The organism is Paenibacillus sp. FSL R5-0749 (assembly GCF_038595085.1).
Taxonomy (GTDB): domain Bacteria; phylum Bacillota; class Bacilli; order Paenibacillales; family Paenibacillaceae; genus Paenibacillus.
On sequence record NZ_CP152005.1, the window covers coordinates 2,744,659 to 2,766,732 of the forward strand.

Consider the following 22,074-nt stretch of genomic DNA (forward strand, 5'->3'; position numbering starts at 1 on the left):
GTAGAGAACGAGAGGGGACGAATTCATGCTGCAATCATTAATGGCCATACAATCATACAAATCAGGTAACACGCCGGAAGCCCAGCAGCCATGGCTGCAACTGCTGGCAGCAGCAGAGAAACCCCATATTAACCTCGAACGCATTCATTCCATCGCGGAACTTGAGGGAACGAATCCGGTGCTGGATTACACCGAGCGTACACTGCGTGTGCTGGAGAAGCTTCAGGTTTCTTTTTGGGTGCGAGAAATTCTGGAGGAGGTTCTAATCTGGTCAGAGACAGCAAAGGCCGGATCACGTGAGCAGCGGCGTGTATGGCAGAAGCAGGGCGTTAATCTGTTTGTGCACAATGTGGGGTCCGCCCAGTTATATGATCTATACGAAGGGCCAGAGCACCTGGATAATGACATCAGTAAGAGCGGGGGAACGAGTATAAATCAACCTGGTTCTCTGAGCGATGCCTTAAGTAAGAACGCGGATATAAGCAAGCATGCTGTGTTGACTTCACACACACCAAGGCATGAGGTTATTCGTACTCTAATTGCTACGCATGGACTTATTGGTCAATACATACGCGGCGAGATTCCATTTGCCGAGAATGCTCCGCTGCACGACTTGATCGCCAAAGGATGGCTTACTACAGAAGAACTGCACACCATACTGTTGGCATTAAATGAGTGCATTATTGCAGGCGTTGATCCAGCGTTATGGGTTCAGGTTCAGGCTGAGGTACAGCGAATTGTAGGCTGGATTATTGCTGGACCGGATCATGAGGACTGGAGCGTGAAGGAACGGTTATCCCGATTAAGAAGTTCATCCATCCGGCAGGGAGAAGCTATGGATACGGCTTATGCCAAACTTCAGACGGAACTGGATGTGGAACAGATACTGGCTCCGCTGGCCCATCGTACCCTGTGGTATGTAGAGTCGGCCATGCAGGATTTCTCGTTGCAGGAGATGGTGAAAGTGTTCCTGTTGACGCTACGTAGCGAGAGTATGACTCCAACATCCATCGAGAAACAGTCTGATATAGTCCGCCATATCAGCTTCGAACCATTGATGAATACGATGTATTACGACTACAAAGGGGTCAAGAAGCTCAATATTTATAAGAAACGAATGATTGAAAAATATTTGGAACAATACACGTGGGAACAGATTGCGGCAGGGGAGCAGATCGTCTATCCCCACCTAACCCATCGCATGGAGCGTCATGTGGATCTGCCGGATACATTATTCGTGACCTTCGAATTTTCCCCCGCTGCCGAGAAGCTCATCGCATTCTGTATTGAAGCGGAAAAGTCACCATTATATGAGAAGGCTGTGCTGCTGTTATTTGACCTGTTTGGATTGCGGCGGGATGCCTATGACCGGTTCCACAACGAAGAAACGTATTTGTCCGATATGAACAGCTCCGGTGATTATAAAAAAGTACTGCTCGACTATATCGTCGGTAAACGGGTACTTGATATTGGTCCAGGTGGAGGGATTCTGCTGGATCTGATTGAGGAGGAAAAACCGGAAGTGGAGCCGATCGGTATCGATATCTCAGCCAATGTCATTGAAGCGCTGGAGCGCAAAAAGCAGCGCGAGGGACATCGCTGGCAAGTGATGAAGGGCGATGCCCTGCAACTGGAGCAATATGTGCAGCCAGGCACCGTGGATACAGTTATTTTTTCATCCATTCTGCATGAATTATATTCATATATTGAACTGGACGGACGAAGATTTAATTCCGATACGGTTGTAGCAGCGCTGAGAAGTTCATTTCGTGTACTGTCACCTGGAGGAAGAATTTTGATTCGGGATGGCATCATGAGTGAACCCGAGGCGCAAAAGCGCCGGATTCGTTTCCTGGAACCGGAGGGTATGCGCTGGCTGGAGCGGTATGCAGAGGATTTTCAGGGACGAGCGATAAAATATGAACGAATATCAGACAACGAGGTCGTCATGCCAATCAACGATGCGATGGAATTTCTCTACACCTATACGTGGGGGGAAGAGGCATATGTGCATGAGATACAGGAACAGTTCGGTATCTTTACGCCGACCGACTATAAGAACTGTATTCTAGAAGCGCTGGGCGAACAAGCCGAAATGATCACCTTCGAACATTTCCTTCAGGAGGGTTATACGGAAGCACTTGGAGAACGAATGATCTTCATGAAGGAAGATGGTTCCCCTGCATCTTTGCCAGACAGTACCTGCCTGATTGTTATTGAGAAGAAGGGGTTGGCGGACGGATGATGAGCGAGGCCAGTACGTTTTTGTATTTTGTTAGACATGCGGAGTCGCGGTATGTTGCAGGACAAGAGCGCGAGCGTGGGCTGACAGAACAAGGTCATCAAGATGCAGGAACGGTTGCCAGTCTGCTCCAAGGGGAGCAGATTCAACTGTTCTATTCCAGCCCTTACAGGCGAGCGGTGGATACAATTCAGATTCTGGCAGATCGGTCAGGTGGAATTGTGGTGACAGAGGAAGATCTGCGTGAACGCCAGTTGTCGAGTTCGGATGTAACGCACGATAATTTTCGTGAAGCCAAGCAGCGATTGTACCGCGACCCTACGTATGCGTATCCTGGTGGAGAGTCTGGTGAACAGGCTCGCTCTAGGGCAGTAGCGGTGATCGATAGAATTCTGGATAAACATGCGGGTCACAAGGTAGTCATCGGAACCCATGGAGACGTGATGACACTTATTTTTCAACACTATGATGCTTCCTACGGTTATGATTTCTGGGAGAAGACTACGATGCCGGATATCTATAAGTTGCAGTTTGATGGAACGCACAAGTTGGTCCAGGTAACAAGATTGTGGGAGTGACAGGTAATATATGAGAAATGCATTAAGCGTGATGAGAGTAGAGAGGTGTGAGTTGAACGGATGAAAATGACGCTGTTACCTGATACATACTTTATTGAAAATCTAAGCGTATCCCCATTACAGGATAGAATGTACTGCATATTTGATCTCGAAGGTACGGGCATTAATCCTGTGGTGGAGAGTGTGACACAATTTGGTGCGATGCATTACCAAAGAGGTCAACAATGTAATACAACATTTTCTTCACTTACACGGGCGGACAAACCTATACCAGAAGCTGTGGCCAAATTAACAGGCATTTCGAATGAGGATATGGTAGAGGCTCCGTCGTTTGTAGAAGCATTTCAGTCCTTTCAGGAATTCATTGGTGATAGCGTTCTTGTGACCCAAGCCGGATATGAATATGATCTGCCCATCTTGAAGCGACATTGTGATGAGTATGGTCTCCCGATGTTCACTAATCTGGTATTGGATACAAAAGCGATGTTCACGTACATTCATCCTGAGATTAACGAGGTCGTCTCTACGGATTTTCTGATTCGGTATTACGATCTGAATACAGATGGAGTTCACAGGCACAATGCTCTGGCAGACTGTGGTGTGATCGCTGGTATCTTTGAATGTATCCTTAGTGAATACGAGGAACTTCAATTGAATCATTTTACAGCTGATCCCAAGCGCATGATGAAGCGTTTTGTTATACCTGAGATGTATCTGACATAATGAAGAACTGGAGGGGAGATCGATGAGCAGAACAGATGTGGAGAAGCTGCTGTCGGAACTTAACGAAGGACGGATTCTGACTCAGCAGACATTCGAAGGATTGGATGTAGAGGTTTATCTGGATGACAGGGATGCCTCAACGTTTGCTGACGAGTGGATGCAATCCTTTGAACGATGGGCTCAAGCTACTGCTGTGGCTGAAGAAGAGGTGCTGCGCGCATGCAGGGAACAGGCGTTCAAACAAACGTTAGCACTCACTGGCGAACCTGAGTTAGCGGGGTATGTGAGTGATGATCTGGGTTTAATTGGCGCTGCACTGTTACAGGATATGGTGAATGATATCTTTGTGAACAAGCTGCTGGAAAGTTATCGTCAAGGTAGGTTGCCCCTGCGATAAGCGGGGGTGAGCCATGTTGGCTCTTCTCGTTTGTATAAAAAAATAGCATTAAATGTACATTGTGAGTCGGTTGAAGCATGAGTTACAATTCACCTAAGCAATAGATGAGAATGATAATCATTATACGTTATGTGTATATCATTCTCACGATTATATCAACAGATCATATAGGGGTGAAGGGTATCATGGTAGGTTTTATTAAAGGTATAAAAGGGTGGACGATCACATTACTGCTCATGGGTCTGGTGATTTCGGGATGTAGTACAAACACCGCTACCAATGCGGAACAGACTCCTGCAACTGAAAATGCAGCTTCGGGAGAAAATACATCCGTAACCGAGACAGAGCCTGCGACACGAGTTGTACAGGATGAATTTGGAGATGTAACGATTCCGGTTCAGCCACAACGAATTGCTGGAATCTATGTAGAAGATTATCTGAAGGCGCTCGATATTACACCTGTCGTGCAGTGGTATAATCCGATGTGGGGTGTGCAGGAGTATTTAGGACTGGATGTGCCGCAATTTGATACTACAGGCAGCATTGAGGCCTTGTTGCAATATGATCCGGATCTCATCATTGTGGATGGGGGAGCGGACATGGAGAAATATGAGATGTATTCCAAGGTGGCACCAACATATCGTTTGCCTGAGGAAGTACTGCAGGACGCCGATCAAATGTTAAAAACCATTGCCGATGTTGTAGGTAAATCAGACAAGGGTGAAGAAGTTGCTGCGGCATTTGAGGCCAAGATTGCAGATGCCAAATCGAAACTGAAGGAAGCGGTCGGGGACGAGAGCGTCGCAGTGGTCCGGCTGAATGTTAACGATGACTCACTGGCACTGTTCGGTGTGAAAAATCGATTGACCGGATTTATTTATTCAGAGCTCGGTCTAACACCGCATCCTCTGGTTAGCAAGATGGAGGAATATCAGGAAATTCTGTCTGAGGAAGCCATCCCGCAGCTTGATGCGGATCATCTTATCATTTTCCCTTCCAATGGAGAATGGTCATCTCCCGAGAACAAGGAAGCTTTGAAGGTGCTTGACAGCAAGTTGTGGCAATCCCTTCCAGCGGTTAAAAACAATCAGGTGTACATCATGGAAAGATCACATTGGCAATCAGGTGCAATTACAGCGAATTCCATGAAAATTGATGATCTCTTGGAAAAGATGACTCCATAGTATAATCCTATAAGAAAGAAAGTTCTTCAGCGAGGGTTGAAGAGCTTTCTTTTTTCGTATACACTATTTCAAATGATAATAATTCTCAGTTAAGGACGATGAACATGTACCCCACGATAATACAATGGATTCCCAAGCCCTGGCTGTGCACGATTCAGCAGATGGAATATATAAACCACGGTAAATCTGAGATCGATAAACGTTTGCTACATAAAAAATCGTCTTCACACTCCATATTTGTTGTTACGTCTGGAAAGGGTTCGATAGTTTACTCCGATCGGGAATTTCATTTGGAAAAAGGAATGATTATGTTTGTTCCAGCGGGAACACCGATTAAGATAGAAGGCTCTCCTTGGACAGAAAATAATTTGCAATATTATAAGCTTGATCTGGTGGTGGCTGAGGTGAAAGAAGATATTTCAGACCATTCGCCTACGATAATCACGACTGAGCGGCAAGAGTTTCTTAAAGGGATTGAAGCTCAAGAAGCACTTCCTTTTATTCAGCTGAGTTACAGTCCGTGGAGTTCCTGTCTGGAAGCGTTGGAACAAATGCTGCGTCAACAGGTCACTGGCGATTGGCTGAAGCAATGGGAGGTACAGCTTCGTTTCCAAGAGTGGTTCCGTGCCTTGCTTCGCCAGAGTGATCCCGAAACCGATGCACCAGATGACCGTGCCCGTCTTCAAAGTTCAATTCGTTATATTGACGACCACTATGATCAGACGATAACCGTGGACGAGCTCGCGGCAGATATTGGTCTAACCAGAGCCAGCTACACTCGGCAATTCAAAAGGATGACAGGCAAGCTTCCGCTTGATTATGTGAATACGGTTCGGCTGGAGCGCTCGAAGCAACTATTGCAGCTAACGGATGATCGCATCCATGAGATTGCACAGAATGTGGGATTCAGCAGCGAGTATTATTTTGGTCGTCGTTTCAAACAGTATGCTGGTATTTCACCTGGGTTGTATCGTCGTCATCACCGTCAAGAGGTTCGTGTCTTTGCTCCGTATCTGGAAGACTTTGTGTTGGCCCTGGGCGTAAAGCCTGTGCTGCAATATTCGCATCACTCCTGGGGTAGACAGCATTATTTGGGATTGGATGATGTGCCCGAATTCGATGTAAGCCAGCAGGATGCTCAATTCAGTGCGGGTATTGTACCTGACTTTATCATGCTGAACAAGGGATATGATCGATGGAATCTGGACCGCTTTGAGCAAGTAGCACCTACGTTTTACGTAGATCATCTGGGAGAGGATTGGCGTTCCATTCTTAGATCAACAGCCGATGTGTTGGGAAAGGTGAATCGGGTTCAAGATGTAATTGGTGCGTATGAGGACAAGGCATTGGAAGCTAAAGGACGTTTAACACGTTATATGCGTGGTCAAACGGTGGCGTTTTTGCGTATATCTGCGTCGGATATTACTCTCTATGGGAATCAGCAAGGTTACGTGGGCCCTGTAATGTATCAGGATCTTGGACTAACTCCGCATTCCCGTGTGCAGCAATGGACAAGACATGAGCGCAGGATTTCCATTGGATTGGAGCAGTTAAGCCAACTTGATGCGGATCACTTGTTGATTACTTTTGATACTGGGGATTCTGCTGAACCAGGAGTTGAGCGCGAACTGCTCGACCGGGATGAATGGAAACGTCTGCCTGCGGTGAGGAACGGTAATGTGTATGAAGTGGATTTCCTGTCATGGATGAACTACGGTGTGATCTCTCATGGGAAGAAAATAGAGGATGTATTGCGGTTTATGGCTTGAGGGATGGAAGTTAAAACTACAAACAAGCTGGTTTCAATAATTAAATTAAACTCGAAGAAAAATGAATAGGAGAATAGACATCACATGCAGAAAAATATCTGGGCATCGCTTTTAGTAGTAGCTGTTATTGGAATGGTTCCTGTTACAGAGGTACCAAGGACTACGGTTGCCGAATCGCATGAAATCTTGCCTGAAGATCTTCCGGAAAGCTTAAGATATGATTCCGAGCATCCAGATGTAATTTATGTGAGGGATTGTGGGGTCTACGAGAAAGTTGATTCCAGTTTAGTAGACTACGGTAAAGAAGAGGTTGTAGTCGATGATTTACAAAAGGTAACAGATAAAACAAATGTAATTGTTGCTTATGAAGCAACTTACGTCAAAAAAGGTGAATGGGAATAAAACATATGACGTTTGAAGTAAGTGAATACTAAAAAATATGAAGTTCCATCAGCATAGCTGAAGGGGCTTCTTTTTGTTCGCTTTGATAAATGAACCAATACAACGACTCAAAAGGCTTGATTCATCTCATTTTAGTGTAGCGTTTACAAAAAAACTGGATAACGAGCACAAAATGCAAAAGCGGATGTCCTTGACTGAAAGATTACGACATACCATTAGAGTGAAGGCTGATCTGTAAGGCAGGATGAAGTCTTCAAGCATAGCCATGAATGGCGGATGGGAGAGCTGTAATGACAAAACGGGTAATTCTGTTGGAAGAAGGTACGGCAGAGATGAAGGGGCTAATGGGCAGTATAGGGGCTGATCTTGCGGAGCTAAAGCATGCAGGTTGGTCTGTCCCGGCCGGATTTGTAGTCACAACGGAATGCTGTCGCGAGTTCTGTACCCGTCTTGGACATCTTTCCGGTGAAGGAGAGGAAGAGATTGTGAACGCGATCCGGCACCTGGAACAGCAAACCGGGAAAATCTTCGGACATTCGGAGAATCCGCTTCTGCTCGCGGTACGTACTGATCGTGATCAATCATCAGATGCTGCCATACATCCATTGTTAAGTGTGGGTCTAAACGATGTCACTGTGGAAGGACTCGCACGTCATACCGGTAATCGGTTGTATGCACTCCAATGTTACCTTCATTACTTAAAGGAATATGGACAGTTGATACATGGAATTCCGTCTGAATTTTTCACAGAAATATCGAGCAACGTCAAGGATGGGGATGAAGCGGAGCTTGAATTAAACATTACCGAATTTAAATATTTAATTGAGGCGAAGGGTCGCAGCCCTTTTCCACAGGATGTCCAACTTCAATTCAATAAAGCTGTACGTGCGGTATATCATTCACAGCGTGTTCAAGCATCCAGATCTCAGAATGAGATCATGCGTAAACCAACTTACTTTTCTTCGGAGCCAGGCGCTCCTGTTCTTATACAGACCATGATGCATGGGAAATGTGGAGACTCAAGCGGGACCGGAACAATATATACGCGTAACCCACTTACAGGAGAGAAGGGAATTATTGGACAGTACGTTTCAACGGGAAACACCGATCAAACGGATCACGGTCTGGAGCGGCTAAGAGATGACCAATCTGAGCTTTATACACGTTTGTTGGAGATAGGCAGCCAGTTGGAGAGACGTGAGGGAGAAGTGCAGGAGATTACCTTTGTAGTTGATTCCGGCGCGTTGTATGTTGTGTACACCCAGCCCGCTCGATTATCTTCTACAGCCTTACTGAGAAGTGCTGTGGATTTTGTCCATAAAGGACTCATTACCAGGGAGGAAGCACTGTTGCGTATTCAACCTGGGCATATCACGGAAGTGCTGAAGCATTATACAGATTCGGGCAGAGAAGAGAGCATTGGAAATCTTCCCACACAGATCCAGCTAGGAACGAATGACGAGCATGCAGCCTCTGAGAATAACTCAGCTTCACCTTCTTCATCCGATCTGCAACTGCTGCTCGAATGGGCTAATGAAGTGAAAGAGTTGACGATACTTTCCAATGCGGATCGACCGCAGGATGCCATAACAGCACGGAAGCTGGGGGCGGAGGGAATTGGGTTGTGCAGGACGGAGCACATGCTGTTGTCACCTGCGCGGCTACCTTTTGTACAGAAAATGATTCTGGCTGATAGTGAATCCGAGCGCAGGAGAGGGTTGGAGCGTCTGTTACCGATGCAACAGTCTGATTTTGAACAGCTGTTCGAAGCGATGGATGGATTCCCGGTAACTATACGTTTGCTCGATTCGCCGCTGCATGAATTGCTACCGGATCTGGGCGTGTTGGAGAAACGACGTGAATGGTTACAAGCCGAGGAGCCGCAGAAGCAAGAAGACCCCCAGAGTGAACTGGAGGAACTGGAGCGCGTCATTCGCAGAGTCAGTGAATTGCACGAACACAATCCGGCACTTGGGCAACAGTCTTGTCGTCTGAGTACCGTGTTCCCTGAAATTATGGATATGCAACTTGAAGCAATATTCCGTGCAGCAGTGAAAGGCATCCGTCAAGGCTGGTGGGTACGCCCCGAGATTATGATCCCCCAGATCGGTCATATGCATGAACTTCAGGTGATGAGAGATCTGGTGGATCATGTGGCTGACCAAGTGCTAGGTGATGAGAGACGGCATTGTCACTATAGAGTTGGGGCGATGATCGTTGCTCCGAGAACGGCGCTGACGGCGACTCACATCGCTCGCCATGCAGACTTTTTCACATTTGGCACGGATGAGCTGACAGAGATGACGTTTGGATATAGTCGCCATGAAGCCGAGAAGCGATTCCTTCAACGTGATACGGATTCTCGTATAGTAACGAATAATCCTTTCGATGTGCTCGATATTGAAGGAGTCGGGCAACTGATAGAGATGGCGGTAGTCCAAGGTCGAATTCGAAAACCTCATCTGAAAACAGGGATCTGCGGAGAAAATATGGCTGATCTGGAATCGATTACGTTCTGCCACCGTATTGGAATGGATTACGTAAGCTGTCTACCTGAACAGATCCCATATGCACGAATTGCAGCTGCACAAGCAGCCATTAAGGGACAGAGAGAGGTTACGAACACACAGAATGCAGATATATCCACCATTGCGTAAACACGCAGCCTGTCTTGCACGGAACTTCCATGGAATAGCAAACAGAAAACTGTTATACTGAAATATGCGTTTTGTAAAGGGAACGTAAAATTTCAGGGTAAGGGTTGAAAGCGACCATGTATAATTCCAAAAATGAACGAACTTCATCACGGACTTTATTCGCCGTGTTATTCATTCTTATGTTGTTGAAGCTGTCACTGTTGAGGTATTTCTTTTTCCAGGGTCTGTCCGGCATTGGTCTGGTGACTGACGCATTAGGTGCATTAACGTTGGTATGCATACTGGATCTGATTGTGCCCAAAGGCTGGAAGCGGACCGTTTATGGGGGATTCAATATTTTGTTCACTCTGCTTCTGTTCGCGGCAACGCTGTATAACGTTCATTTCAGTTCGGTACCCACATATACCGTGCTAAGTGAGTTAGGTCAGGTTGCGCAAGTACGGGGCAGTATCGGACCTCTGGTACGACCGGAGCACTTTCTGTTTTTTGCAGACATCGTATTGGCACTGCCAATATGGTTGATTGTGCGCAGACGTGCAGGTGGGCGTAACCGCAGCAGTTACCGCGATAGCGGTCTGACGTTCGGCAGAGTTCGCAGACGTTACTGGGGAAAACTCGGTGTTGCGCTTACCGCTGCATTCTGCATCGTGTTGTCTGGCAGTTTTATTGTCAAAGGTGAAACGATTGATAACGAACTGGTTCGCGCCGAGAATCTCGGTTTTCTGAACTACCAGGTCTCATCTGCTATTATGACAAGCAAAGAGAATGAGGCCATTGCGAATGGCAACATTAACGAAACGATTGCCAAGATCAATGACCTGGTTAGCAAGTATCCGTATCAGGATAAACCGAGTGACGGCTCAGCCGTGAAGGCCAAATATTTTGGTCAGGCCAAAGGCAGTAATCTGATTGTACTGCAACTGGAGTCCTTTCAGAATTTTCCGATTAATGCCTCATTGGACGGTCAGGAATTAACGCCGGTATTGAATGATCTGGCAAAAGAAAGCTATTATTTCTCTCATTTTTTCCAACAGATTGGACAGGGAAACACATCAGACGCTGAGTTTATGTCGAACACGTCCATCTATCCAACCGGCGTTGTCCCCATGTCGGCAGGGTATAGTGACCGCGAATTGCCAAGTCTTCCAAAATTACTTGGCAAAGAGGGATATGAGTCCGAGACGTACCACGTCAATGACGTTACCTTCTGGAACCGGAACAAGATGTATCCGGCCCTCGGATTCACTCGTTACTTCGACAAGCCGAGCTTTGAGAATGACAAGTTTAATGATTTTGGACCATCAGATGAAGAGTTGTACCGTGTAGGTGTGGAAAAAATGACTGCGCATCAGGCTGCAAATCAGCCGTTCTATGCTCAGTTCATCACGGCATCAAGCCACTCGCCGTTTACGGTTCCTGCCGATCGTGCACGAATTACGATTCCCGCGACGATCACAAACAAACTGCTTCACGATTATCTGCAGTCGATCAACTATACGGACTATGCCATTGGTCAACTCATTAATGAGTTGAAGGCCAACGGATTGTGGGATAACACAACCCTAGTGCTCTACGGAGACCACTTCGGTCTGCCTGCTGACGAAGAGATTACACAACAGATTCAGGCTAATCTCGGTGTTCCTTATGACGGTAAAGTAAGTCGATTCAACATTCCGTTAATGATTCACACACCGAAACAGAGCAAAGGGCAAGTCATTGAGCAGCCAGGCGGTCAGCTGGATATGTTGCCAACAATCATGAATCTGATGGGCGTTTCGCTCCAGGACGAGAAGTTCACTGCCTTCGGACATGATCTGCTCAACATGGATCATAATGCCTTCGGTATCCGGTATTACTTGCCGACGGGGTCATTTGTCAACAATGACATCATGTTTATTCCGGGTGCAGGGTTTGATGATGGAACAGCTTACTCACTCAAAACGTATGAGCCTGTAACGGATTTGGAACCCTATCGTGCGGACTATGAACATGTGCTCAGCCTGATGAAACTGTCTGACGAGTATGTGAAGTTGTTACCGAAACGTGCGCCATAACTGAGTTTTTCTGAAAGAGATTAGATCTCAACGCTACATTCAAACGTCACCAGTTCATAACTGGTGGCGTTTTTTGCATGTTTCTTGCACAAGTGTGGTAATAAAAGAGGATAACTAAAGTTTGAAACTGTAATTATTAATGTTACAATGGAACAAGCAAGAATGAAGTGAGCAATAGCGTGCAACATCCGCAAGAACTCATATTCACAGAAATCAAGAACCTAACAGATGAGAGGATTGAATATATATGAAACTGAGTGTACTCGAACACGGACATATCAATGAAGGACGAAGTGTGCAAGATACGCTGCAGGAAACGGTGAAACTCGCGCAACATGCGGATCAATTGGGATACTCCCGCTTCTGGATGTCGGAGCATCACGGTAGTGGTGCGCTGTCTTTCTCCAGTCCTGAAGTGATGATTGCACATGTGGCTGCACATACGGATCACATTCGGGTAGGTTCCGGTGGAGTCATGTTACCTCATTATAGTGCCTATAAGGTTGCGGAGAATTTCCGTCTGCTGGAAGCGTTGCATCCGGGGCGGATTGACCTTGGAATTGGCAGAGCACCAGGCGGAATGCCGATTGCCAGCAGAGCGCTGAACGAAGGCAAATCATCGAATGTACAATTCTTCCCACAGCAGATTGCGGATCTGGGAGGATACTTCCACGAGCAATTGCCTGAGGATCATCGGTTTGCGTCTCTGGTAGCCGGACCATCGGTTCCAACGGTACCCGAAGTGTGGTTGCTGGGTTCCAGCTCCGAAGGTGCGAGAATTGCAGCTGCGCAAGGGACGTCGTATGCGTTTGCCCAATTCTTCGGGACACCAGGCGGCGAAGAAGCAATGAAACATTACCGTAGACATTTCAAGCCGTCCATCCTGAATGACAAACCCCATTCCATGATTGCTGTCTCGGCGTTCTGTGCAGAGACAGAGGAAGAAGCGGCTGAACTGGCGCGCAGCAATGAACTATTCTTCCTGCGACTCGGACGGGGACTTGAACAGAGTTCCTTCCCATCCCTGGAGACGGTGAACAACTATCCATTCACAGCGATGGAGATGGAACAGATCCGTCAACGTCGTTCTTTTTCCATCGTGGGTACACCGGATCAGGTGAGAGACAAAATTACCGCTATGGCTGAACGTCATGAAGCGGATGAAGTCATTATCGCGTCAGCGATCCATTCGTTCGAAGCACGTCTACGCTCATTCGGCTTGATTGCAGAAGCCTTTGGACTCAAGCAGGACTAATAATCAGCAAGCTGGAATAACTATTCTGAACAGACCGGAATTTTGCTCTTGTAAGGTTCCGGTTATACTCTTGCTTGATCAGGGAGAGGAGAGAGGTTCATATGCGCAGATGTGTCATTAGTGATATTCATGGCTGTTACGATGAAATGAATGCATTGCTTAAGCTTGCAGATTATAATCCTTTGCAAGATGAGTTGATTTTGCTGGGTGATTATGTGGATCGCGGTCCAAACAGCAGGCAGGTCATCGAACAGATTATGCAGCTTCAGCAACGGCACAATATTATAGTGATTAAAGGCAATCACGATGCCATGATGGTCAAGGCGCTGACCCAGGATGTTGAGCAATATGATCAGCATTGGATTCGTAATGGTGGATTAAACACGATGGCAAGTTATCTGGATCTGGAGCTTACATATGATGAGCAACAGATCGATTGGGAAGCTTATGCTGAAGCCAAACAGTGGATACGTACACATTATGAACATCATCTTCGGTTTCTGGATCAGCTTCCGCTGGTTTACGAGATACCGGGTTATATTTTTGTGCATGCCGGGATCAACCCGGATATCGAAGATTGGAGAAACCAGTCCGAGCGGGACTTCATTTGGATTCGGGAATCATTCTATTCCAGACCAACGACGATTAGAGAGACGGTCGTATTTGGACACACACCCGTGAAGCATTTGCATGATGAGTCAGGCATTTGGTTTGACCCGAGCGGAGACAAAATTGGCATTGATGGTGGCTGTGCCTATGGAGCACAATTGAACCTGCTGGAGATTAGCGAGGATGGCAGTCTAAAGACCTTTTTTGTACGGCAAGGGCAGAGCGTGGAAGAGCCCGAGATTTAATATTTTCGTTGCGTATCAGGAATTCATATGCTAATTTATAAGGTTGTACGAGGGAATAAATAGGATACATATCATATCGACTTGAGGGGAATGAACCAAGTTTGGCTATCTATAATCTGGATCAACTGCAACATCACATTTTACTCTGTAATGGTGGAACATGCATGCGTAACGATGGGGAAGAAGTAACTCAGGCGGTACGGGACGAGATTGTTAAACAGCAGGCGGGAGGATTCATCCATACGACTCGTACCAAATGTAATGGTCAGTGTGACAACGCATGCGTGTCGATTGTGTATCCACAGGGTGACTGGTATGGCCAGATGACACCGGATTCAGGCAGAGCACTCGTACAGGCCTTGTGCGAAGGCGAGAAACTGGAGAAACACTTGATTGCGAATGTGGCCAAGACCTCTGTGAAATAGAATTACAGAGAGGATATTATTTTTTTCTAAGATGACTTACCTGAGAATGATTTGCAATTAATTCGCTGTAACGGGATTGGAATTAAGCCTTATAAGCGCTATAATCAGTAGGGTATGATTAAAATATGACATGTATTATTCTATATAAGTTCAACTAAACGTTTTACACGAGAACGGAGAGGACAGAAAAAAGCTGGAGAAGCGGAGCGCTCGCCTAAAAGCTTTCTGAAAGAAAGCTGCATCGGAAGCGTATGCTTATCACCGGATTTTACCTTTAAAAAGGGAATCAAAAAATCTGGGGATAACAGCGATCGGAAGGTTATTCTGTCATCGGAGTGGCAAGTGTAAACATTCTTTGGTTAAACTTATATAAATGAGAATTGACGGAGGGCTATAAATATGGAAAAAGCGTTAATCTTCGGTCACAAAAATCCCGACACGGATACGATCTGTTCGGCAATCGCCTATGCGGATCTCAAAACAAAATTGGGTCAGGACGTTGAAGCTGTTCGTCTCGGCGAAGTCAATGGTGAAACCCAGTTTGCACTGGATCATTTCAAAATTGAGGCACCGCGCCTGATTAAAACAGCTTCAAATGAAGTAAACAAGGTTATTCTGGTTGACCACAACGAGCGTCAGCAAAGCGTAAGCGATATTGAGGAAGTGACTGTCGTGGAAGTTATCGACCACCACCGTATTGCTAACTTTGAGACAAGCGGACCTCTGTATTTCCGTGCAGAGCCTGTAGGTTGTACTGCAACCATTTTGAATAAAATGTACAAAGAAAACGGCATCGAAGTGAGTGCGCCGATTGCTGGTCTGATGCTGTCTGCAATTATTTCTGATTCCTTGTTGTTCAAATCCCCGACTTGCACAGAGCAGGATGTAGCCGCTGCACGTGAACTGGCTGCCATTGCTGGCGTAGATGCAGACAGCTATGGTCTGGACATGCTGAAAGCCGGCGCGGATCTGAGCCAAAAAACAATTGCTGAGCTGATTTCCCTGGATGCCAAAGAATTCGTAATGGGTCAAGCCAAAGTGGAAATTGCACAGGTTAACGCTGTAGATGTGAACGATGTTCTCGTGAAGCAACCTGAGCTAGAAGCAGCCATTGAAGCGATCATTTCCAGCAAAGGTCTCGACCTGTTCGTATTTGTCGTAACAGACATTCTGAACAACGATTCTGTGGCTCTGGCATATGGCGCATCCACCAAAGCTGTGGAGAAAGCCTACAATGTGACACTGTCTGATAGCAAAGCGCTCTTGAAAGGCGTAGTATCACGCAAATCACAGATTGTACCGGTTCTGACGGAAGCATTCAACACGTTATAAATCGGACAGATTGGCGTATTCATACGCTGATAGGTATTACAAATAATAGCAACGACATCCTAGCCTGCTCTGATCGGTACATGATCAGGACAGGCTTTTGATGTGGAGGAGGAAGAATCATGATCAAAAATGAAAAAATCAAAGCAGCCGAAGTACAGCTTACCGGATTGAATGGTGAAGATCTGGGCGTGATGCCCACAAAGGAAGCCCTTCTACTTGCGAAGCAGCATAAAGTAGATCTGGTGTGCTTGTCCTTGATGACCAGTCCGCCGCCATGCAAGCTGATCGGTGCAGGAGCAGCCAAAGCGGAAGCGCAGCAGGCAAAGAAAAAAGCGAGTAAATCCCCTGATAAACGGAAAGTAAAAGAAATTCGTTTGAACCTTGCAATGGAGGATCATGACCGGGATACCAAGCAATCTCAGGCGGAACGCATCCTGAAGAAAGGTGATTCGGTAAAACTCGTCATCCAGGTGCATGGAGCCAAAGAGGGAGCTGCTGGCAAGGAATGGGCAGAGCAACTGAGCAAATCGCTGGCTGAGTTCGGTAGTAAAACGACGGGTATCCAGGTAAGTGGTAAACAGGTTGTCGTGCAACTGGACCCCCATGCGTAGATTGCCAAACGATAATTGAGATAACACCTAGGTAAGGCCACTGTGGATGTAATAATGATTATTCGAATGTGAGAAAAGCCCAATGAATGGCAGGGTAACTGCTGTACCATTGGGCTTGTTAATCGTCACTTGGATTGATATATCAGGGATGCAACTCAAGGCGAAATCCGTTTCTGTATCATTAATTCAGCTGCGTAAATAACGACTGCCCCCAAGACGTACGTATAACTGTCCGGGTAATACAGGTGTAGAAGCAGCGGCAACATTATTCGGGTTGTTCTTGGCGAATCGAGATAAATAAAAGAAGTCCGGATAAATAACCATATCCATTAAGTAAGCAGAGACCCGGCTACCTGGAACGCGGAACTGATTCAGGGTACGTATTATTTCTCCGCCGCTTGCAATGCCAATCCCGTGTCCATAATACCAGTCCTCGCGCAGCATAATCGTATTCTCTCCTTGCCATTCGGGGGTTTCGGGAGAAACATCCGGATTTTTGAAATACAGTACATCTCCTGGAAGCGCGGTTTCACTACCATTTTTTTCGATCAATCGCAGGTCGCTGTCATAATGCCAGTCAAAGAGCAGCAGATTTCGAAACAGCGAATTAAAAGCATCTTCACGAATGCTTCCCAGCACGCCACCATACAGCACAATGACAGTAGCTGTTGCACATTCAAAGGCATACAAGTGCCCATTCCTCCAAATATCCCGGATGCCGTCAGCGGGTGTTACGTTCGGTTTAAGCTCGAATCCACCCTCTGCATTCCGATTCCAGAAGGCAGGATTACATCTGGATTTTTCAAAGGATGCAAAATTCACCCCGCTTCGATCCAGTCCTTCTGCTGCATTCACGAGCGAGCCTCTCAAGTCCCATTCAAATCGAAGATGATCCATGGATTGGTAAACATATCTCGTTGGACGATCCTGAAGTTGCTGTAACCAGTACCATTCAAAATCAGACCATTCCGAGCGGTTCAGCAGGGCGGGTTGATTTGCGACAATGATCATCATTCATAACCTCCATTCCTGTTTGAATATTCAACATTGTATTATCAGTAGAGCACGGGTATTGTGTAGTATATGACGCGATGTGTTCGAATTGGTATGTACATATTGAATGTCCCCGGCATCCAAGCTTAGAAATGTCGTTTTCCTGTGAACATTTTGTGTGACCTCGTTTATAAATCATGGCATTTGGGGTAGTACTCTATAGATGAAGTTATGTTCAAGCGGGTCTATTCATACGGAATACAATCAGATTCTCATAAAGGAGGACACGTGATGTCGAAATCCATTACAGAGAGCCGATCTCTGTTCGAACAATTGTATACACACGCACCAATCGGCATTGCTGTCGCATCGCATGTAAATGGAAAGTGGTTGCAGCTTAATCCTGCATTTTGCGAGATGCTTGCATATAGTGAAGAAGAACTGCTCGATACTTCGGTCGTACATATGATCTGCGAAGAAGATCTGCACATGGAGGAATTCCGCAGCAAGTTCTGGGAAATGACCCATAAAACAAGGGAGATGTACGAGACGGAGGTTCGCCTGAAACGCAAGGACGGTTCGTTATTATGGGCAACCATTAGAGCTTGCATCGTACGGGATGAAACGAGTGGTGAACCTTTGTATCTGCTCGTACAAGCTGCTGATATTACGAAACAAAAAGATGCAGAGGAAATCCTTATTGTGCAACGTAAGCAATTGGAGGAGAGCAGTCGCATCTCGAGGCTGCTGGCAGAGTCTTCACTGGACCTGATTGCAATACATGATGTCGATTCCAGTCGTACATTTAAATATGTTTCGAATGCATGCAAGAGCATGCTCGGCTATGAGTTGGAAGAAGTGATAGGTAAGCCTGGAACATTCGTTATCTGTCCGGAGGATGTGCCCTTGGTTGAAGCGTATATGGAAGAGCAGAGAAGGGGTCTGGCTCCCAAACGGCTCAGTTATCGCCTGCAACATAAGGACGGATCTACGGTGTGGGCAGATACCATTACACATTATGTCTATGACAGTGCAGGTGAATTGTTAGAACTCGTCGCTGTAACCCGGGATATCACAGCCAGCCAGCAACAACAGTTAAGCATGCAGGAGTACAGATCATTATTTGACTGTAATCCCCTGGGCGTGGCTTCTCTTGATCTGGAAGGCAATCTGCTGAAAGCCAATGTGGGTCAGGAACAGTTGACGGGACACAGCAAGGAGGAGCTGCTGAGCCGACCTTTTGATCACCTCATTGATCCTGTGGATCTGGAGAAGACACGATATCATTTTGAGGAAACGGTGAAGGGCACGGCACAGAGCTATGAGATAGGCTTGATTCACAAAAATGGACAGCGAATTGAAACCAATGTGATTAATGTTCCTATTATACTGGAGGATAAAGTTGTAGGTGTCTATGGGATTACCAGTGACATTACGGAGTCCAAACGTTATGTCGAGGAAATCGAGAATCTTAGTTATGAACGGGCATTGATTTTGAATGGCATGTCTGAGGGTGTTATTGGACTGGACCTGGAAGGGAATCTGAACTTTGCTAATCCGGCCGCTGCGGAGATCATGAACTTCTGTCCAAGTGAAATGAACGGCAAACCTCTTGAACAGATGATGATTCAGATGCAGAGCGAAGGAATCCCTTACCCATCCAAGGATACACCAATTCTACAGGCTGTTCGTGAGGGACGAGGTCTGCCGCGTACCGAATCCGTTTTTTGGAGACAGGATGGGTCCAGTTTCCTGGCGGAGTTCCAATTGAAGCCGATTATGGATCAGGGTAGAACCCGTGGAGCCGTTTTGGTTTTCCGTGATATGACATCTGTGAAGGACATCATACGTGCCAAGGAAGCAGCAGAGCATGCAGACCGAGCGAAGTCCGAGTTTCTGGCTATCATGAGTCATGAGCTTCGAACACCATTGAATGGCATCATGGGCATGGCCCACCTATTAATGGAAACCGAGCTGGATGATGAACAGAAAGGCTTTGCAGAAATCATGATTGATAGCGGCGAATCTCTTTTGTACATTTTGAATGAAATCCTGGATTTCAGCAAAATCGAAGCAGGCAAAATGGATCTTGAGCGCGCACCTGTAGATATTAAGGCGATGCTGGGTGGAGTGATTGAACTGTTTGCGCTGAAGGCCTCAGAGAAAAATATTGAACTCTTTTGTGAAGTGTCGGATCACATTCCTGAGCGAATTCGGGGGGATGAGACACGAATCCGGCAGGTTCTGATTAATCTGGTGGGTAATGCTGTTAAATTCACAGAGCAGGGTCGTATTCAGGTGAGCGTTGGTGCTGATTTTACAGATGAGCATGGTCGGGACAATCTGATGTTGACCTTTAAAGTAAGAGATACAGGAATCGGTATTCCAACAGAAAAGCAGCATCAGTTGTTCCAATCCTTCTCACAGCTTGATCCGGCCATCAATCGCAAGTTTGGCGGGACAGGACTGGGGCTTGCGATCAGCAAGAAACTGGTGGAATTAATGGGTGGAGCGATTGGCGTACAGAGTGAGATTGGTGAGGGAGCAGAGTTCCAGTTCACCCTCGTAGTGGAGCGCTGGCAAGAAGAAAGTAGTGACCCGATCGAAATTACTGAGAATGATGAACTGCAATTGGATCGAGCCAGTCTTGCCCATGACCTCAAAATATTGATTGCTGAAGATCAAGCGGTCAACAGCCACCTGTTGGAGGAGATGCTGCGCAAGTTTGGCGGAGTATGTGATATCGTTGAGAACGGTGCACAGGCCGTTGATTCATTGAACAAGGTTCAATATGACCTGGTGTTCATGGATATTCAAATGCCCGTTATGGATGGGATTGAAGCGACCTGTCGAATCAGACAGAGCCATCCAGAGATACCGGTTATTGCAGCGATAACTGCTTTTGCAGGTGCGAGTGACCGCGAGGAGTGCTTGAAATGCGGGATGCAGGACTTTATTAGCAAACCGTTCCATTCCGCGGAGATCAGCCGTGTATTAAATACATGGGTTCCATATATTCGCTCTCAAAGGGTAACGTAACAGAAAAATAACCTGTGCCTTGAATTCAAGGTACAGGTTATTCTGTCATTTACGACCAGCCTCCGATTAACCCGGAGAGGGTTACGCATTCGTCATCTTCCAAATCTGCAATCAGAGTGAGTTCTTCGTTGTCTTGTGGATCAACGGAGAATAATTCACGGCGTCCGTCCTCATGCACAATAATGACTAACTGCTGGCCGCCCTTTGTATCAAACTGGTACTTAACTCCAATACCAGGTAGTGGGCATTCGCGGATATTCATGAAACCTGTCACCTCTTTAGCTTTGCTGAATAAAAAATTAACCGTTCACACAGTACGGATGTATTCTACTATCCACAACACCGTTTGGCAAGTCACAAATAAAATTGGTGTGAAGGAATTAATTTTTTCCGCGATGTGATCCTGCACTATGTCTCTGTCTGGCCCGTTTGCGACGAACCAAAAACCAAATGAGCAGAGCAACGATGAATAATAGGCCAATGACTGCAACGATGATGATGTTCCGAATGTTGGGGACCTGTACAGTCAGATCCAGTTTATTCATCTGGAGGGGGGAAACGTGCCAAATGAGCGTTTTTCCGCCATCCTCTACCTGATCCGCATTGGAATCAGCTGCCTTGATAGGCAAAGACAACTTAAAATCAAAGTTAACATCTTTTAACAAGAGGTTCTTAAGAAAGCTAGGCACCTTGTTGATCTGATTTTTGATCTCACCATCCGGCATGGATTCCATGAGGTCGGCTTCTGCTGTAATGTGCATCTTGGAAGTGAAGAAGCCGGGAGAAGTTGATTGTTCAACTTTGATCCCTTGTGGTAACTTGGACGTATCAAAGTTGGTTGTATTGCTTTTTTCATAATGGGTGGTCGCTGTGAGTTGCTTCTGATCTCCCTGTTCCGAAACCTCTGCCTGGAAGTTATTTCGATTCAATGCATCTGCGATCAGAGGCATGAGATTGTCTTGTCCAATCTTTCCAAGAGCGGAGTTCTTTACGTTGAGATTGAGATCCAGATCCGTTGATCCGTCCATATTCACCGTTAGATGGGCTTCTCCATCCGCACAGGCGGATAAAATAGATAACATAAGGACTAGTAGAACAGTAAGCATTAGCTGACGTAAGGGGATGCGAGTCGACATGTCTTTCAACCTTTCTGCGTAAAAATCCAAATTCCATTTCATAGAAGTATAGTATACACCGTAAACATGGCGGATGAAACTTTGAACCCTGCAGTGAGGTACGTATGATATAGTGCCCTGTGGGAAATAATCAATATGTTAAAATTGAAGATTTCGTATTTTTGTCAATGTTCGGTCAATTCAAACGGTGTTTCACCGTGTACACTAGTAGTAGTGTGATGAATATACGGAAGCAGGGAGGTTACATTCATGACATATATCATTATTATGGCCGTTATTATGGTCGTGGGCATGGTCGGAATGGGCTGGTTCTATCAGATTATGGATAAAGACCAAAGCTAGTATTTTTTAAATGTGAAAAGAAGAGAGACAACCTATAAGCTGGCTTCGCTAATGCGAGGCGGGCTTATTTGTGTTTGAAAG

At 46.2% G+C, this 22,074-nt stretch carries 18 protein-coding genes; 15 read left to right on the forward strand and 3 right to left on the reverse strand.

The window, feature by feature from the left end; genetic code table 11:
- Nucleotides 1-25 precede the first annotated feature (25 nt).
- From MKY85_RS12450 to infC, 14 genes are all read left to right on the forward strand, one after another.
- On the forward strand, nt 26-2,245 hold the full coding sequence (locus tag MKY85_RS12450) for a class I SAM-dependent methyltransferase (RefSeq protein WP_342572715.1): 2,220 nt from the start codon (nt 26-28) through the stop codon (nt 2,243-2,245).
- Complete coding sequence (locus tag MKY85_RS12455) at nt 2,242-2,820, forward strand: histidine phosphatase family protein (protein ID WP_342572716.1); 579 nt, start codon at nt 2,242-2,244, stop codon at nt 2,818-2,820. Before MKY85_RS12450 ends, MKY85_RS12455 begins: the two co-directional genes overlap by 4 nt.
- Before the next feature lie 60 nt (nt 2,821-2,880).
- A complete protein-coding gene (locus tag MKY85_RS12460; RefSeq protein ID WP_339241992.1) occupies nt 2,881-3,543 on the forward strand; it encodes a 3'-5' exonuclease in 663 nt (220 codons plus the stop codon).
- Nucleotides 3,544-3,565: 22 nt separating this feature from the next.
- Complete coding sequence (locus MKY85_RS12465) at nt 3,566-3,940, forward strand: hypothetical protein (RefSeq protein ID WP_339241994.1); 375 nt, start codon at nt 3,566-3,568, stop codon at nt 3,938-3,940.
- Between the two features lie 185 nt (nt 3,941-4,125).
- Complete coding sequence (locus tag MKY85_RS12470) at nt 4,126-5,124, forward strand: ABC transporter substrate-binding protein (RefSeq protein WP_342572717.1); 999 nt, start codon at nt 4,126-4,128, stop codon at nt 5,122-5,124.
- A 161-nt stretch (nt 5,125-5,285) separates the two neighbouring features.
- Nucleotides 5,286-6,893: a helix-turn-helix domain-containing protein gene (locus MKY85_RS12475; protein WP_342573348.1), complete on the forward strand. Its 1,608-nt coding sequence runs from the start codon at nt 5,286-5,288 to the stop codon at nt 6,891-6,893.
- 84 nt (nt 6,894-6,977) lie between these two features.
- Complete coding sequence (locus MKY85_RS12480; RefSeq protein ID WP_342572718.1) at nt 6,978-7,295, forward strand: hypothetical protein; 318 nt, start codon at nt 6,978-6,980, stop codon at nt 7,293-7,295.
- Nucleotides 7,296-7,585: 290 nt separating this feature from the next.
- Nucleotides 7,586-9,952, forward strand: a complete 2,367-nt coding sequence (locus MKY85_RS12485) for a putative PEP-binding protein (protein ID WP_342572719.1) — start codon at nt 7,586-7,588, stop codon at nt 9,950-9,952.
- A 116-nt stretch (nt 9,953-10,068) separates the two neighbouring features.
- On the forward strand, nt 10,069-12,006 hold the full coding sequence (locus MKY85_RS12490; RefSeq protein WP_342572720.1) for an LTA synthase family protein: 1,938 nt from the start codon (nt 10,069-10,071) through the stop codon (nt 12,004-12,006).
- A 247-nt stretch (nt 12,007-12,253) separates the two neighbouring features.
- A complete protein-coding gene (locus MKY85_RS12495) occupies nt 12,254-13,261 on the forward strand; it encodes an LLM class flavin-dependent oxidoreductase (RefSeq protein WP_339242002.1) in 1,008 nt (335 codons plus the stop codon).
- Between the two features lie 101 nt (nt 13,262-13,362).
- Complete coding sequence (locus tag MKY85_RS12500) at nt 13,363-14,115, forward strand: metallophosphoesterase family protein (protein WP_342572721.1); 753 nt, start codon at nt 13,363-13,365, stop codon at nt 14,113-14,115.
- Nucleotides 14,116-14,216: 101 nt separating this feature from the next.
- Nucleotides 14,217-14,540, forward strand: a complete 324-nt coding sequence (locus MKY85_RS12505; protein WP_339242005.1) for a (2Fe-2S) ferredoxin domain-containing protein — start codon at nt 14,217-14,219, stop codon at nt 14,538-14,540.
- 399 nt (nt 14,541-14,939) lie between these two features.
- Entirely contained in the window at nt 14,940-15,872 is a 933-nt protein-coding gene (locus tag MKY85_RS12510; RefSeq protein WP_339242006.1) for a manganese-dependent inorganic pyrophosphatase, read from the forward strand.
- 119 nt (nt 15,873-15,991) lie between these two features.
- On the forward strand, nt 15,992-16,483 hold the full coding sequence (infC, locus tag MKY85_RS12515; protein WP_342572722.1) for a translation initiation factor IF-3: 492 nt from the start codon (nt 15,992-15,994) through the stop codon (nt 16,481-16,483).
- A 186-nt stretch (nt 16,484-16,669) separates the two neighbouring features.
- On the opposite strand, the gene MKY85_RS12520 is transcribed toward infC, so the two are convergent.
- Nucleotides 16,670-17,494 (reverse strand): protein-glutamine gamma-glutamyltransferase, encoded by an 825-nt coding sequence (locus MKY85_RS12520; RefSeq protein ID WP_339243037.1) that lies wholly within the window; start codon nt 17,492-17,494, stop codon nt 16,670-16,672.
- Nucleotides 17,495-17,767: 273 nt separating this feature from the next.
- On the opposite strand from MKY85_RS12520, the gene MKY85_RS12525 reads away from it, so the two are divergent.
- Nucleotides 17,768-20,515, forward strand: a complete 2,748-nt coding sequence (locus MKY85_RS12525) for a PAS domain S-box protein (protein ID WP_342572723.1) — start codon at nt 17,768-17,770, stop codon at nt 20,513-20,515.
- A 49-nt stretch (nt 20,516-20,564) separates the two neighbouring features.
- On the opposite strand, the gene MKY85_RS12530 is transcribed toward MKY85_RS12525, so the two are convergent.
- Nucleotides 20,565-20,777: a hypothetical protein gene (locus tag MKY85_RS12530; protein ID WP_076249592.1), complete on the reverse strand. Its 213-nt coding sequence runs from the start codon at nt 20,775-20,777 to the stop codon at nt 20,565-20,567.
- Between the two features lie 118 nt (nt 20,778-20,895).
- Nucleotides 20,896-21,651, reverse strand: a complete 756-nt coding sequence (locus tag MKY85_RS12535; RefSeq protein ID WP_339242012.1) for a hypothetical protein — start codon at nt 21,649-21,651, stop codon at nt 20,896-20,898.
- Nucleotides 21,652-22,074: the final 423 nt, after the last annotated feature.

Coding starts and splice junctions, on each gene's coding strand:
- MKY85_RS12450 (WP_342572715.1), top strand. CDS start 26: ATGCTGCAATCATTAATGGCCATACAATCATACAAATCAGGTAACACG.
- MKY85_RS12475 (WP_342573348.1), top strand. CDS start 5,286: ATGGAATATATAAACCACGGTAAATCTGAGATCGATAAACGTTTGCTA.
- MKY85_RS12480 (WP_342572718.1), top strand. CDS start 6,978: ATGCAGAAAAATATCTGGGCATCGCTTTTAGTAGTAGCTGTTATTGGA.
- MKY85_RS12460 (WP_339241992.1), top strand. CDS start 2,881: ATGAAAATGACGCTGTTACCTGATACATACTTTATTGAAAATCTAAGC.
- MKY85_RS12495 (WP_339242002.1), top strand. CDS start 12,254: ATGAAACTGAGTGTACTCGAACACGGACATATCAATGAAGGACGAAGT.
- MKY85_RS12470 (WP_342572717.1), top strand. CDS start 4,126: ATGGTAGGTTTTATTAAAGGTATAAAAGGGTGGACGATCACATTACTG.
- MKY85_RS12485 (WP_342572719.1), top strand. CDS start 7,586: ATGACAAAACGGGTAATTCTGTTGGAAGAAGGTACGGCAGAGATGAAG.
- MKY85_RS12520 (WP_339243037.1), bottom strand. CDS start 17,494: ATGATCATTGTCGCAAATCAACCCGCCCTGCTGAACCGCTCGGAATGG.
- MKY85_RS12535 (WP_339242012.1), bottom strand. CDS start 21,651: ATGTCGACTCGCATCCCCTTACGTCAGCTAATGCTTACTGTTCTACTA.
- MKY85_RS12525 (WP_342572723.1), top strand. CDS start 17,768: ATGTCGAAATCCATTACAGAGAGCCGATCTCTGTTCGAACAATTGTAT.
- MKY85_RS12530 (WP_076249592.1), bottom strand. CDS start 20,777: ATGAATATCCGCGAATGCCCACTACCTGGTATTGGAGTTAAGTACCAG.
- MKY85_RS12510 (WP_339242006.1), top strand. CDS start 14,940: ATGGAAAAAGCGTTAATCTTCGGTCACAAAAATCCCGACACGGATACG.
- MKY85_RS12490 (WP_342572720.1), top strand. CDS start 10,069: ATGTATAATTCCAAAAATGAACGAACTTCATCACGGACTTTATTCGCC.
- MKY85_RS12455 (WP_342572716.1), top strand. CDS start 2,242: ATGATGAGCGAGGCCAGTACGTTTTTGTATTTTGTTAGACATGCGGAG.
- MKY85_RS12465 (WP_339241994.1), top strand. CDS start 3,566: ATGAGCAGAACAGATGTGGAGAAGCTGCTGTCGGAACTTAACGAAGGA.
- MKY85_RS12500 (WP_342572721.1), top strand. CDS start 13,363: ATGCGCAGATGTGTCATTAGTGATATTCATGGCTGTTACGATGAAATG.
- infC (WP_342572722.1), top strand. CDS start 15,992: ATGATCAAAAATGAAAAAATCAAAGCAGCCGAAGTACAGCTTACCGGA.